The following is a 12,735-nucleotide window of genomic DNA, read 5'->3' on the forward strand; positions in this document are numbered from 1 at the left end:
ACTTGGCCCGACCGTCCCCGGTCCGCCGACCGGGTCCCCGTGACGGGAGCGCTCGATGTCCGACGAATTGATCTCGATACTCGTGCTGGTGGTGGTCTTCGTCATCGCCACCACCCGGTCGATCAACATGGGCGCCCTGTCCTTCGCCGCCGCCTTCGGCGTGGGCGAGCTGGTCGCCGACTTCAGCGCGGACCACATCTTCGCCGGGTTCCCGGGCGATCTGTTCGTGGTGCTGGTGGGGGTGACGTATCTGTTCGCCCTCGCCCGGGCCAACGGCACCACGGACTGGCTGGTGCACGCCTCGATCCGGCTGGTGGGCGGGCGGGTCGCGCTGATCCCGTGGGTGATGTTCGCGGTCAGCGGGACGCTGACCGCGATCGGGGCGGTGAGCCCGGCGGCGGTGGCGATCGTCGCCCCGCTCGCGCTCTCCTTCGCCGCGCGCTACCGGATCAGCCCGCTGCTGATGGGTGCCATGGTGATGCACGGCTCCCAGGGCGGCGGCTTCTCCCCCATCAGCATCTACGGATCGATCGTCAACGGCATCGTGGACCGGGAGAAGCTCCCCGGCAACGAGATCACGCTGTTCCTCGCGAGCCTGGTGGTCAACCTGATCATCGCCGCCGTCGTCTTCGTCGTCTGCGGCGGGCTGAAGCTCCCCAGGACCGCCGTCGCCGCCGCCGGGGAGGAGCGGGAAGACGGGGCGCGGGAGGCGCCGGCCGACGCGGAGGACCGTCTCACCCCGGCCCGTATCGCCACCCTGGCCGCGCTGGTGGCGCTGGTGGTCGCGGTGCTCGCCTTCGACCTGGACGCCGGGCTCACCTCGATCACCCTGGCCGTGGCCCTGAGCGTCTTCTGGCCGGACCACGGCAAGAAGGCGGTGAACGAGGTCACCTGGCCCACCGTGCTGCTGATCTGCGGTGTGCTCACCTATGTCGGGGTGCTGGACGAGATGGGCACCATCACTTACGCAGGCAAGGCCGTCAGCGACATCGGGGTTCCGCTGCTCGCCGCCCTGCTGCTCTGCTACATCGGCGCGATCGTCTCCGCCTTCGCCTCCTCGGTGGGCATCATGGGCGCGCTGATCCCGCTCGCCGTTCCCTTCCTCGCCCAGGGCGACATCGGCGCGGTGGGGATGATCGCGGCCCTCGCGGTGTCGGCGACCGTCGTCGACGTCAGCCCCTTCTCGACCAACGGGGCGCTGGTGCTGGCCAACGCGCCGGATGTGGACCGGGACCGGTTCTTCCGGCAGCTGATGGTCTACGGCGGGATCATGGTGGTCGCGGTGCCGCCGGTCGTCTGGCTGGCGATGGTGGTCCCCGGCCTCGGCTGAGCGGGCCGACGAGCAGCCGGCCAGGCGGAAACGCGGACTCAGCCGACAGGCAGCCGGCCGGGCGGAAACGCGGACTCAGCCCGGGGGCAGCGGAACCCAGTGGGATTCGCCCGGGGCCACGGTCAGCGAGCGGTCGGCGAGCCGCACCTCGATCGGGGACTCCTCGGAGTCCGGCACGCTGATCCACAGCCGCCCGGCCCGCACCCGCAGGGCGACGCCCCAGTGGCCGCGGTAGCGCATCGAGAACCGGTACTCCGAAAGACCGGACGGCTCGGGCAGCGGCACCGGGTCCAGCCACAGGGCGTCCTCGCGGGTCTCAAGACCGGTCAGCCCGCGCTGCACCAGATCGAGGGTGCCGCCCATGGCGCCGAGGTGGATGCCCTCGCCGGTGGTGCCGCCCTGGACGTCCGCCACATCGCCCAGCAGCGCCTCCTGGCAGTACCGCCACGCCTCGGCCCGGCGCGCCCGCGCCAGCACCCAGCCGTGCACCAGCTCGCTGAGGGTCGAGCCGTGGCTGGTCCGGGACAGGTAGTACGCCACCGTGGCCCGCCAGATGTCGTCGTCCAGCACGTAGCCGAGCCGCCGGAAGAGGCCCGACAGCTCGGCGGGGCCGAAGAGGTAGCCGAGCATCAGCGCGTCAGCCTGCTTGGAGACCTGGTAGCGGTTGACGGAGTCGCCCTCGGACTCCAGGATCCGGTCCATCCGGCGGATGTCGTCGTAGCGGGCGCGGTAGCCGTCCCAGTCGAGCTCGGCCAGCTCCCCGTAGCCGTCGAACTGGCTGATGACGCCCCGGTGGAAGGGGACCAGCAACCGCCGGGAGACGTCCTCCCAGCGCTCCGGCTCCGCGCGGTCCAGGCCCACCCGCTCGAACAGCTCGCGGCGGCGCGGCTCGGGCAGGGTGCGGGCGAGCTCCAGGGCCCGGTCGAGCACCCAGGCGGCGGTCACGTTGGTGTAGGCGTTGTCGTCGATGCCGGGGCGGTCGGCGCCGGGATAGCCGTCGTGGTACTCATCGGGCCCGACCACCCCGCGGAGGCGGTACCGCCCCCGGTCCGGATCGGACACGGCCGAGTCCGCCCAGAAGCGGGCGATCTGCAGCAGCATCTCCGCGCCCTTGGTGTGCAGGAACTCGGTGTCGCCGCTGGCCTGGCAGTACTGCCACACGTTGTAGGCCACCGCCGAGCCCACGTGGTGCTGCAGCCGGGAGTTATCCGGCAGCCAGCGGCCGGAGCGCGGGTTCAGATGCAGCGTCTGGGTCTCGTCGCGCCCGTCGCTGCCGCTCTGCCACGGGTACATCGCCCCGGCCCGGCCGGCGTCCGCGGCGGCGCGGCACGCCTGGGGCAGCCGCCGGTGGCGGTAGCGCAGCAGGGCCCGGGCCACCTCGGGGAAGTGGAGGTTCAGATACGGCAGCACGAACAGCTCGTCCCAGAAGACGTGTCCGCGGTACGCCTCGCCGTGCAGGCCCCGGGCGGGGACGCCCACGTCCAGCTCCGCGGTGTGCGGCGAGAGCGTCTGGAGGATGTGGAACAGGTGCAGCCGCAGGATGTGGCCGGGCTCGCCGGGGACCTCCAACGCCGCCTCGCGCCACAGGTGTTCCCATGCGGTGCGGTGGGAGGCGAGCAGTTTCCCGAACTCCGGCGCCCGGGCCACCCCGTCGAGGGCGGCCTGGGCCGGATCGCTGACCGCGGGGTCCTTGGAGGTGTAGAGCGCCACGGTCTTCTCGACGGTGGCGGGAGCGTCCGGCGCGAGCGGCACGGCCAGGGTGCGCAGCGCCGCGCTGTGGGTGAGCCGCTGCCCGGTGCCGGTGGGCGTCCCGCCGCGCACGGCCAGGGTGCGCGCGGCCATGGCAACCCGCACCTCGGAGCTGGTGGTGCGGCAGCTCAGCCATACGGTGTCGGGGCCCGCTGCGCCGGTGCGGTGGTCGACGAGATGGCGGCCGGCCAGCGCGTCGTAGCGGGCCACGCCGGTGTTGGCCACGGCACCGTCGAGCCCCGACTCCAGCTCGACGGTGCCGGACCAGCCCTCGGCCCGGAAGGTGGTGCGCAAGGCGGCCAGGTGCGGATCCCCCATGTGGACGAGGCGCTGCTGCTCGACGTGGAGCACCCGGCCGTGGCCGTGGGTGAACCGCAGCCGCCGCACGAGGGTGCCGTGCCGGAGGTCGAGGGTCTGCCGGTAGCCGGTGAGCTCGTCCCCGTCGGGGGTGAGCCAGCCGCCGGGGCCCGCGGGCCGGTCCGGGTCGCGGACGCGGTAGCGCAGCGGCAGCCAGTTCGGCAGGTTGACCATGTCCTCGTTCTCGACCTGGCGTCCGCCGACCACCGAGGTCAGCCGGTTGTAGCAGCCCGCCATATAGGTGCCGGGGTAGTGGGTGTCATCGGCGGCCGCCTCGGGGGCCGCGCCCCGGGTGGCGACATAGCCGTTGCCGAGCGTGCACAGCGACTCCCGCAACCGCTCCTCGCCGGGCTCGTAGCCCTCGTACTCCCACACCCAGTCCGACACGGCCGCTCACCGGCTCTCCTCCTCGACACCACCATTGTGGTCCCGGCCGGAGTGCTTCACCGGCTGCGCCGCGCCCTCGCGCCCCCCCGCGCGGCGCGCGCTCAGCAGTTCGTGTAGTCGACCCGGCTGTTGTTGTACGAGCAGGTGTCGACCGTGGAGCCGCCGGTCTTGCGGAGGGTGGCCTTGTCGCGGTCGTTGTTCCAGACGTACGCCCGGCGGTCCTGGTACTTGGTGGCCGAGGTGTCGGAGCCGGAGCCGGTCCGTACGGTCACGGTCTTGCCCGCGCCGAGGGTGTAGCCGGGGAAGGTGTACTTGTGGTTGCTCGCGTCGACGAGCACCCACCCCTTGAGGCTGACCCCGCGCGAGGTGGAGTTCTTGATCTGGACGTACTCGCCGTTGAGGCTGGAGTTGCTCCGGTTGTCCGTGCCGGGAGAGTCGTAGTAGATCTTGGAAAGGTGTACGGAGCCCGCGGCACCGGCCGGTGTGGCCGGGTACAGCAGGGCGATCGCGCAGCCGGCGGCGAGCGCCGTGCCGATGCGGGCGGTGTGTGCGGACATGAGTCCCCCCTTGCGTTGGTGCGTGGTGAATAACGCAGGACGGACGGGCGGCCGCGCCCGAAGATGGTTTGGAGTCAGCGAGCTGACTCCTTCGGCGCGGCCGTCCGTCCGTCTTCCCCCCACCTGTGTGGAGGACCAGAGTGAACCATGGCCGGAACGCGGCGGCAGGGCTGCGCGGCCCTCCCTCCAGGGCCGTACGGCCCTAGCGCGGATCCGATTCCCCGCCGCCTGTCCAGGGTGAGGTGCGGTCAGCGGCCGTACTGCGCCCCACCGTTGATGTGCAGCACCTGGCCGGTGACGTACGCGGCCTCCGGGGAGGCCAGATAGCGGATGGCGGCCGCGATCTCGACGGGCGTCCCGGGCTGTCCGGTGAGCGTCTGCCCGATCTGCTGGGCGATGAACTCGGGGGTGCCGCGCTCGCCGAAGAACTCGGTGTCCTCGACGTAGCCGGGGGCCACCGCGTTGGCGGTGACGCCCTCCGGGCCGAGCCGCTTGGCCAGCTCGAAGGTGTAGGTGTGCAGCGCGGCCTTGGTGCCGCCGTACGAACCGGGGCCGCGCAGCGCCGCGACCGAGGACAGGTGGACGATCCGGCCGCCGGGCCGGGTGAGGTGGGGCAGCAGCGCCTCGGTGAGCAGCACGGCGGTCAGCACGTTGGCCTCGAAGTTCCGCTGGTACTGGCCGGCGATGCCCTCGAGGGTGCCGTCGTTGGAGGGCGCGACATTGCCGCCGGCGTTGGTGACGACGACATCGACATCACCGTCCGCGGTGATGAACTCGGCGGCGCGCCGGGTCTGCTCGGGGTCGCTGAGGTCCGCGCTGGTCCAGGTGACCAGGTCGGCGCCGTGGGCGGCGTTGAGCTTGTCCGCCGCGGCGCGCAGCACCTCGGCGCGGCGTCCGAGGATGACCACCCGGTCGCCTTCGGCGGCGAAGGTCTCCGCGGTCGCCAGTCCTATGCCGGTACCGCCGCCCGACACCACGATCCGTCGCCCCATCACGGGCCTCCTCATGCAGGTTGTTGAATATCGGTCACATCTATGAACAAGCACGCTAGGAAGAAAGCGCATTCCCGTCAAGGCGCGGTACCCAACAGCCGCTCTGTTGCCTTGCGTTCGCTATTGACAGGTTCTGTTGGAGATGGCGCAATGGCGGCGCCCCACTTGTCCCAGCAGCAGCCACAAGAGCTGCTCCAGCAAGGAGGACATGTGCGTTTTCGTTCAACTTTCGCCAGATCCGTGGTCGCGACCGTGACCTTGGCGCTTGGCGCGCTCGGTCTGCTGACCGCTCCCGGTCCGGCCGCGGCCGACACCCCCTCCGACGACCCCTCGGTCGTCCACGGCCTCCGCGGCGACTACTACCTCCAGTCCGCCCCGGGGGCCTTCGACTTCCACGAGCTCAAGGCCACCAGCCTCGACCCCGCCCTCGACTTCGGCAATCTGGAGCCGCGGCTGCAGGCCACCACCGGACGGTCCGACGACGTCAGCGTCCGCTGGACCGGTCAGATCACACCGGAGCGCTCCGGTGCGCACACCTTCTCGATCACTGCCGACAACGGCTTCCGGCTGTGGATCGACGGCAAACCGGTCATCGACCACTGGGTGGACGACTGGGACAAGGAGCAGACCTCCCAGCCCGTCGAGCTCACCGCGGGCAAGGCGTACGACATCAAGGTCGAGTACTTCGAGCACTACGGCGGCTCCAACTTCCACCTGTCCTGGACCCCGCCGGGCGCGGCCAAGGCGCCCGTGCCCGCGTCCGCCTTCCGGCTGCCCGCCGACTTCACTTACGACGGCCCGGTGGCCAGCGCCGTCCAGCCGGACGGCCGGACACTGCTGCTGGACTTCGCCCAGCCCCTGACCACTCCGCCGGCCGATCTGACGTCGCATCTGTCCGCCGTCATCGGCGGCGCGGCCTGGCCGCTCGGGCGCGCCCGGCTGGACGCGGCCGATCCGTCCCGGCTGCTGCTCTCCCTGAAGGAGCCGGTGGTCGGCCGCGGCGGCGAGGCCGTCGTGGCTTACGACGGCAAGGGCGGCCTCGAGGACGGCGACGGCGCCATCGACCCGTACGTCTCCTTCGGAGGCAACAAGTCGACGTATCAGCTGAGCACGCCCTGGGCCAAGGACGTCGGCCCGGACAACGCCCACCCCGAGTACCCGCGCCCCCAGCTGACCCGCGATCAGTGGCGCAACCTCAACGGCAGCTGGGAGTTCGCCGCCGCCAAGGAGGGGCAGAAGCCCCCGGTCGGGCAGAAGCTCAAGGAGCGGATCCTGGTGCCGTACCCGGTGGAGTCCAAGCTCTCCGGTGTGGAGCGCCATGAGGACCGGATGTGGTACCGGCGGACCTTCACCGTCCCGGCCGACTGGAAGGTCGGTGACGGTAAGCGCTTGCGGCTGAACTTCGACGCCGTCGACTGGCAGGCCGAGGTGTATGTGAACGGCACCCGGGTGGCCGACCACCGCGGCGGCTACGACCGGTTCAGCGCCGATGTCACCGACGCCCTGCGGCCGGGCCGCACCCAGGAGCTGATCGTCGGCGTCTACGACCCGACGGACGCGGCCGACGGCGAGAACCCGCCGATGGGCAAGCAGCGCCTCGACCCCAGCGGCATCTTCTACACCCCCTCCTCCGGGATCTGGCAGACCGTCTGGATGGAGCCGGTCGCCACCGACCACGTGGACACCCTCAAGCTCACCCCGGACGTCCCCGGCAAGGCCCTCACCGCCGAGGTCCGCGGGGTGCGGGACGGCGTCCCGGTCACCGCGACCGCCTACGACGGACGGCGCGTGGTCGGCACCGCCACCGGGCGCACCGGGAAGCCGCTGACCGTCCCCGTGCCCTCCCCGCACCTGTGGTCCCCCGACGATCCGCATCTGTACCGGCTGAAGGTGACGGTCGGGCGGGGCGCCTCGGCGGACCGGGTGGAGAGCTACTTCGGCATGCGGAGCATCGCCGTCAAGGAGGTGGACGGCAAGCAGCGCACCGTGCTCAACGGAAAGCCGATCTTCTCCATGGCCACCCTCGACCAGGGGTTCTGGCCCGACGGGCTGCACACCGCGCCGACCGACGAGGCCCTCGCGTACGACCTGAAGATGCACAAGAGCATGGGCTTCAACTCGGTGCGCAAGCACATCAAGGTCGAGCCCGACCGCTGGTACTACTGGGCCGACCGGCTGGGCCTGCTGGTGTGGCAGGACATGCCCGCCATGAACACGGTCACCCCGTCCGAGAAGGCGCAGGCGCAGTACGAGCACGAGATGAAGCGGATGATCGACCAGCACATCAGCAGTCCGTCGATCGTCATCTGGGTGACCTTCAACGAGGGCTGGGGCCAGTACGGCGGCCCGAAGGTGCCGGCGCTCGCGAAGGGCTGGGACCCCAGCCGGCTCATCAACGGCGCCAGCGGCTGGAACGACACCGGCAACGGCGACCTCGCCGACATCCACGCCTACCCCGGCCCGGGCGATCCGCGCCCGGACGCCTCACGGGCGGGGGTCACCGGCGAGTACGGCGGTCTCGGCCTGGCCGTCCCGGGGCACGCCTGGCCCGTGCAGCACACCTATGTCGGCGTGGACAAGGACCAGTACACCGACGAGTATCTGAAGCTGCTGGACAAGGTGCGCGGGCTGGTCGCGTGCAACGGCAGCAGCGGGGCCGTCTACACCCAGATCACGGATGTGGAGGGCGAGCTCAACGGGCTGCTCACCTATGACCGCAAGGAGATCAAGCCCGATGTGGAGCGGCTGCGCCAGGCCCATCAGGCGCTGATCCGCGACGCGGCGGACCCGGCGTCCATGGAGTGCGCCACCGGCTGACCGCACGGCTCGGCCCAGGGTGATGACCCGTTCCGGGGCGCGCGTCCCCGGGGCGGGTCATTCCGCCGCCAGCGCCTCGACGGCGGCCACCGTACGGTCCACCACCACGTCGTACAGCCTGCTGTGCGCCCGCGGCAGCCGCGCCAGCAGCGGGGCCACCGCCTCCCGCTCGCCCTGGGGGTAGTGGGCCAGCGCCTCGCTCAGGGCGTCCAGCTTGTAGGCGGAGACCGGGCCGCGGTGGGTCTCGTAGACCGCGTGGCCGATGACGGTGGAGCCGATGAGGGCCACGGCCAGCGCGAGATCGTCATCGGTCAGCTTCAGGGGGCGCAGCATCCGGGTGAGGGTCACCAGGGAGGAGATCCGGGCGGGCTGCTGGGTGGCGGCCATATAGGGGAGCAGCTGACGGTAGGGCAGCAGATAGTCGCGGCTGTTGTGCATCCAGGCGCGCAGCCGCTCCTGCCAGGTGTCCCCCGGCGGGTCCTTGTGCTGGGCCTCGGCCAGGACGCGGTCGGCCACGGCCTGGAGGAGGTCGTCGCGGTCGGGGAAGTAGCGGTAGAGCGCCATCGGGGCGGAGCCGACCGCCTCGGCGACCCGCTTGACGGTCAGTGCGGTCTCCGGCTCGCGGACCGCGAGCTCAGCGGCGCTGCGGACGATCTGCTCGCGCGACAGACGGGGCGGGCGCCCACGTCCTCTGCGGACGGTCCCCTCGGCGGTCCCGGCCATCCGGTGTCCTTTCGCTCGCCCCCGTCGTACCAGGCCCCAAGGCTACGCAAGGTCGCTCGGGCGCCGCTCGTGGCCGTCCGAGGCCGGGAACCTCGTGGCCGACCGAGGCCTTGAGCCCCACGGCCGTCCGACGCCGTGACCCCCATCGCCGTCCGAGGCCTTGAACCCCTGGCCGTCCGACTCCTTGAACGGCGCCCCGCGCCGTGCCAGCGTGGCGCCCTGTCCGGCCCGTCCGAGCCCCGGGAGACCTGACGATGACCGCATCCGACCTGCCCGTGGACATCGTGCGCGCCCGCCGCCACGGCATCGCCGATCTGCTGGCGCGCACCGCGGCCCGGCTGCCCGCCAGGACGGCGGTCGTCGACGGCCCGCTGCGCCTGACCTACGCCGAGTTGGACGCGCTGGTGAGCCGGACGGCCGGGGCCCTGGCGGCGCGGGGCATCGCCCGGGGCGATCGCGTGGTGCTCCTCGCCCGCAACTCCCACGGCTTCGTGGTGGCGTACTTCGCGCTGGCCCGGCTCGGCGCGGTGTCGGTGCCGGTCAACTTCATGCTGACCGCGCCCGAAGTGGCGTATGTCCTGGACCATGCGGGAGCGGTCGGGATCGTCGCGGGCACGGATCTGGTGGATGTGGCCGAGGCCGCGCTGGCCGAGGCGGCACCGCCCCGGATCGCGCTGCGCGCGGCGCTGGGAGGCGGGCGCGCGGGGTGGGAGGACTTCGCCGCGCTGGGCGCGGAGCGGTGGCATCCGGTGCCCGATCCCGCCCTGGAGGACGACGATCCGGTGCAGCTGATGTACACCTCGGGGACCGAGTCGCGGCCCAAGGGCGCGATCATGACGAGCCGCAATCTGATCGCGCAGTATCAGACGGCGATCGTGGACGGTGGGATGTCGGCCGACGATGTCGAGATCCATGCGCTGCCGCTCTACCACTGCGCCCAGCTGCACGCCTTCCTCACCCCCGACATCCAGCTGGGCGCCACCTGTCTGGTGCTGCCGGGTCCGGACCCGGCGGCGCTGCTGGCCACGATCGAGGCGGAGCGGGTGACCAAGCTGTTCGCCCCGCCCACGGTGTGGATCGCGCTGCTGCGCCATCCGGAGTTCGGGACCCGCGATCTGTCGTCGCTGCGAAAGGGGTACTACGGGGCGGCGCCGATGCCGGTCGCGGTGCTGGCCGAGCTGCGCAGGCGGCTGCCGGGGCTGGCGCTGTACAACCTCTACGGCCAGACCGAGATGTCCCCGATCGCGACCGTGCTGGGCCCGGCCGACCAGGAGCGCAAGGCCGGTTCGGCGGGGTGGGCCGCGCTGAACGTCGAGACGCGGGTGGTGGACGAGGCGGACCGGCCGGTGCCGCCGGGCACGGTCGGCGAGATCGTCCACCGGGGCCCGCACACCATGCTCGGCTACTGGCGGGACCCGGAGCGCACCGCGGAGGCGTTCCGCGGCGGCTGGTTCCACAGCGGCGATCTCGGGGTGCTGGACGAGGAGGGGTGCCTGACGGTCGTCGACCGCAAGAAGGACATGGTCAACAGCGGTGGGGAGAACGTCTCGGGGCGCGAGGTGGAGGAGGCCGTCCACGCCCATCCGGCGGTCGCGGAGGTCGCGGTGTTCGGGGTGCCGCATCCGTACTGGATCGAAGCCGTGACCGCGGTGGTGGTGGCCAAACCGGGCCATGAGGTGACGGAGGAGGAGATCCTCACGCACTGCCGGGCGCGGCTCGCTGGGTTCAAGGTGCCCAAGTTCGTCCGGCTCGCCGAGGCGCTGCCGAAGAATCCCAGCGGCAAGATCCTCAAGCGTGAACTGCGGGAGATCTACCGCGACATGGCCGGGGAACCGCGGGCCGACCGGGGCGGCCATATTTGACGTACCCGTTACACAAAATTGTGCGACACTGCTGCGGCACTGATGTGAATCGGCCATGCCCCGACAAAGGACCACCGTGAATTCCTCACCTCCGACCCCCGACGCCCCCGAAGCGGCGATGACCGCCCACCCGCCACGCTCCGGCCTCGTGGTCGCCGTCCTGGCGTTCGGCGGGATCGTCGTCTCCCTGATGCAGACCCTGGTGGTGCCGCTGGTCCCGGACCTTCCGGAGCTGCTGCACACCTCGGCCTCGGACGCCTCCTGGGCGATCACCGCCACCCTGCTCGCCGGCGCCGTGGCCACCCCGGTGCTGGGCCGGCTCGGCGACATGTACGGCAAGCGGCGGACGCTGCTGCTCAGCCTGTCGATGCTGGTGGTCGGATCGGTGGTGTGCGCGCTCTCCGACACACTCGCGCCGATGATCGTCGGCCGTGCGCTCCAGGGTTTCTCCGCGGGCGTGATCCCGCTGGGCATCAGCATCATGCGCGATGAACTGCCCGCCGAACGGCTCGGCTCGGCGATGGCCCTGATGAGCTCCTCGCTGGGCGTCGGCGGCGCCCTCGGCCTGCCCGGGGCCGCGGCGCTGGCCGAACACGCCGACTGGCATGTGCTGTTCTGGGTCTCGGCGAGCCTGGGCACGGTGGTGATCGCACTGGTGCTGGCGGTCGTACCGGAGTCCCCGGTGCGCGGCGGCGGGCGGTTCGACCTGGTGGGCGCCGTCGGGCTGTCGGCCGGGCTGCTCTGTCTGCTGCTGGCCATCTCCAAGGGCGCCGACTGGGGCTGGGCCAGCGGTGTCACCACCGGGCTGTTCGCCGCGGCGGTGGTCGTGCTGCTGCTGTGGAGCCGGTGGGAGCTGCGGGTGAGCGGGCCGCTGGTGGATCTGCGCACCACCGTGCGCCGTCAGGTGCTGCTGACCAATCTGGCCTCCATCGTCATCGGCTTCGCGATGTTCGGGATGTCGCTGGTGCTGCCGCAGCTGCTCCAGATGCCCGAGGCCACGGGGTACGGACTGGGCCAGTCGATGATGACCGCCGGTCTGTGCCTGGGCCCGTCCGGTCTGGTGATGATGGCGATCTCCCCGCTGTCCGCGCGGATCACGGCCACCTGGGGCCCCAAGACATCGCTGATGCTCGGCGCCGGGGTGATCGCCGTCGGATACGGCATGGGCATCTTCCTGATGGACGCCGTGTGGCAGATCGTGGTCATCTCGTGCGTGATCGGCGCCGGGATCGGCCTCGCGTACTCCGCCATGCCCGCGCTGATCATGTCGGCGGTACCGGTGTCCGAGACGGGCGCGGCCAACGGCCTCAACACCCTGATGCGGTCCATCGGCACCTCGACCGCCAGTGCGGTGGTGGGCGTCGTCCTCGCCCATATGACCACCGCGTTCGGGCCCGTCGAGCTCCCGTCCCTGAGCGGCTTCCGCACCGCCTTCGCGATCGGCGGCGGCGCCGCGCTGGTGGCGCTCGCGGTCGCCTCGCTACTGCCGGGCCGCGGCCCGAACCGGCTCACGGCCACCTCGGAGCGCCCCGCCACACCGCAGCCGGTGGCGGGCCGCTGAAAGCGAACCCACGGGGCGCCCGACAGACCACGCGCCCTCTCCCCCCTTCCCGCGGCATCGATATGCGCCTCCGCCGCGCGGCGGGGGCTCCACTCCCCGCCCCGGGCGGCACGATCCGCCGGACATCCCCAGGCAGGCGCGGGTAGCCCCTGCCCGCGGCATCGGTACGCGGCTCCGCAGCGTGGCGCGGGCTTCGCCCCAGGCCCCGGGCCTGGGCCGGAGCCCCGCCTCCGGCGCTTGAGGAGCGAGATCCGGCCGGAGCCCCGCCTTCCAGCCCCTCCAGGGGGCACCTCCCAGCGGTAGCTGGGGGAGCTCGAGGAGCGGGGTCTGGGGCGGAGCCCCACCTTCCAGCCCCTCCAGGGGGCACCTCCCAGCGGTAGCTGGGGGAGCTCGAGGAGCG

8 protein-coding genes are annotated in these 12,735 nt (G+C 71.8%); 4 read left to right on the forward strand and 4 right to left on the reverse strand.

The genetic code is table 11. The features are described from left to right. Positions 1-55: 55 nt before the first annotated feature. The gene (locus tag IEJ02_RS33320) at positions 56-1,330 is read left to right on the forward strand and encodes an SLC13 family permease (RefSeq protein ID WP_191068243.1); all 1,275 of its coding nucleotides are present in this window, start codon (positions 56-58) and stop codon (positions 1,328-1,330) included. 75 nt (positions 1,331-1,405) lie between these two features. Here IEJ02_RS33320 and IEJ02_RS33325 read toward each other — a convergent pair whose 3' ends face one another. From IEJ02_RS33325 to IEJ02_RS33335, 3 genes are all read right to left on the reverse strand, one after another. Next, complete coding sequence (locus tag IEJ02_RS33325) at positions 1,406-3,823, reverse strand: glycoside hydrolase family 65 protein (protein WP_191068244.1); 2,418 nt, start codon at positions 3,821-3,823, stop codon at positions 1,406-1,408. Between the two features lie 101 nt (positions 3,824-3,924). Continuing rightward, on the reverse strand, positions 3,925-4,380 hold the full coding sequence (locus IEJ02_RS33330) for a lamin tail domain-containing protein (RefSeq protein WP_191068245.1): 456 nt from the start codon (positions 4,378-4,380) through the stop codon (positions 3,925-3,927). A 248-nt stretch (positions 4,381-4,628) separates the two neighbouring features. Then, entirely contained in the window at positions 4,629-5,372 is a 744-nt protein-coding gene (locus IEJ02_RS33335; RefSeq protein ID WP_137981322.1) for an SDR family NAD(P)-dependent oxidoreductase, read from the reverse strand. A 150-nt stretch (positions 5,373-5,522) separates the two neighbouring features. Here IEJ02_RS33335 and IEJ02_RS33340 point away from each other — a divergent pair, with 150 nt between their 5' ends. Beyond that, positions 5,523-8,189 carry a PA14 domain-containing protein gene (locus IEJ02_RS33340; protein WP_223864893.1) on the forward strand — a complete coding sequence of 889 codons (2,667 nt, stop codon included), beginning with the start codon at positions 5,523-5,525 and terminating at the stop codon, positions 8,187-8,189. Positions 8,190-8,246: 57 nt separating this feature from the next. Here IEJ02_RS33340 and IEJ02_RS33345 read toward each other — a convergent pair whose 3' ends face one another. Continuing rightward, positions 8,247-8,912 (reverse strand): TetR/AcrR family transcriptional regulator, encoded by a 666-nt coding sequence (locus IEJ02_RS33345; RefSeq protein WP_191068247.1) that lies wholly within the window; start codon positions 8,910-8,912, stop codon positions 8,247-8,249. A 254-nt stretch (positions 8,913-9,166) separates the two neighbouring features. Between IEJ02_RS33345 and IEJ02_RS33350 the strand changes: the two genes are divergently transcribed. Both IEJ02_RS33350 and IEJ02_RS33355 read left to right on the forward strand, forming a co-directional pair. Next, a complete protein-coding gene (locus tag IEJ02_RS33350; RefSeq protein WP_191068248.1) occupies positions 9,167-10,774 on the forward strand; it encodes a fatty acyl-CoA synthetase in 1,608 nt (535 codons plus the stop codon). Between the two features lie 118 nt (positions 10,775-10,892). Next, a complete protein-coding gene (locus IEJ02_RS33355; protein WP_191068277.1) occupies positions 10,893-12,335 on the forward strand; it encodes an MFS transporter in 1,443 nt (480 codons plus the stop codon). Positions 12,336-12,735 lie beyond the last annotated feature (400 nt).

Source organism: Streptomyces sp. 5-10, from assembly GCF_014712245.1.
Classification (GTDB): domain Bacteria; phylum Actinomycetota; class Actinomycetes; order Streptomycetales; family Streptomycetaceae; genus Streptomyces; species Streptomyces violaceusniger.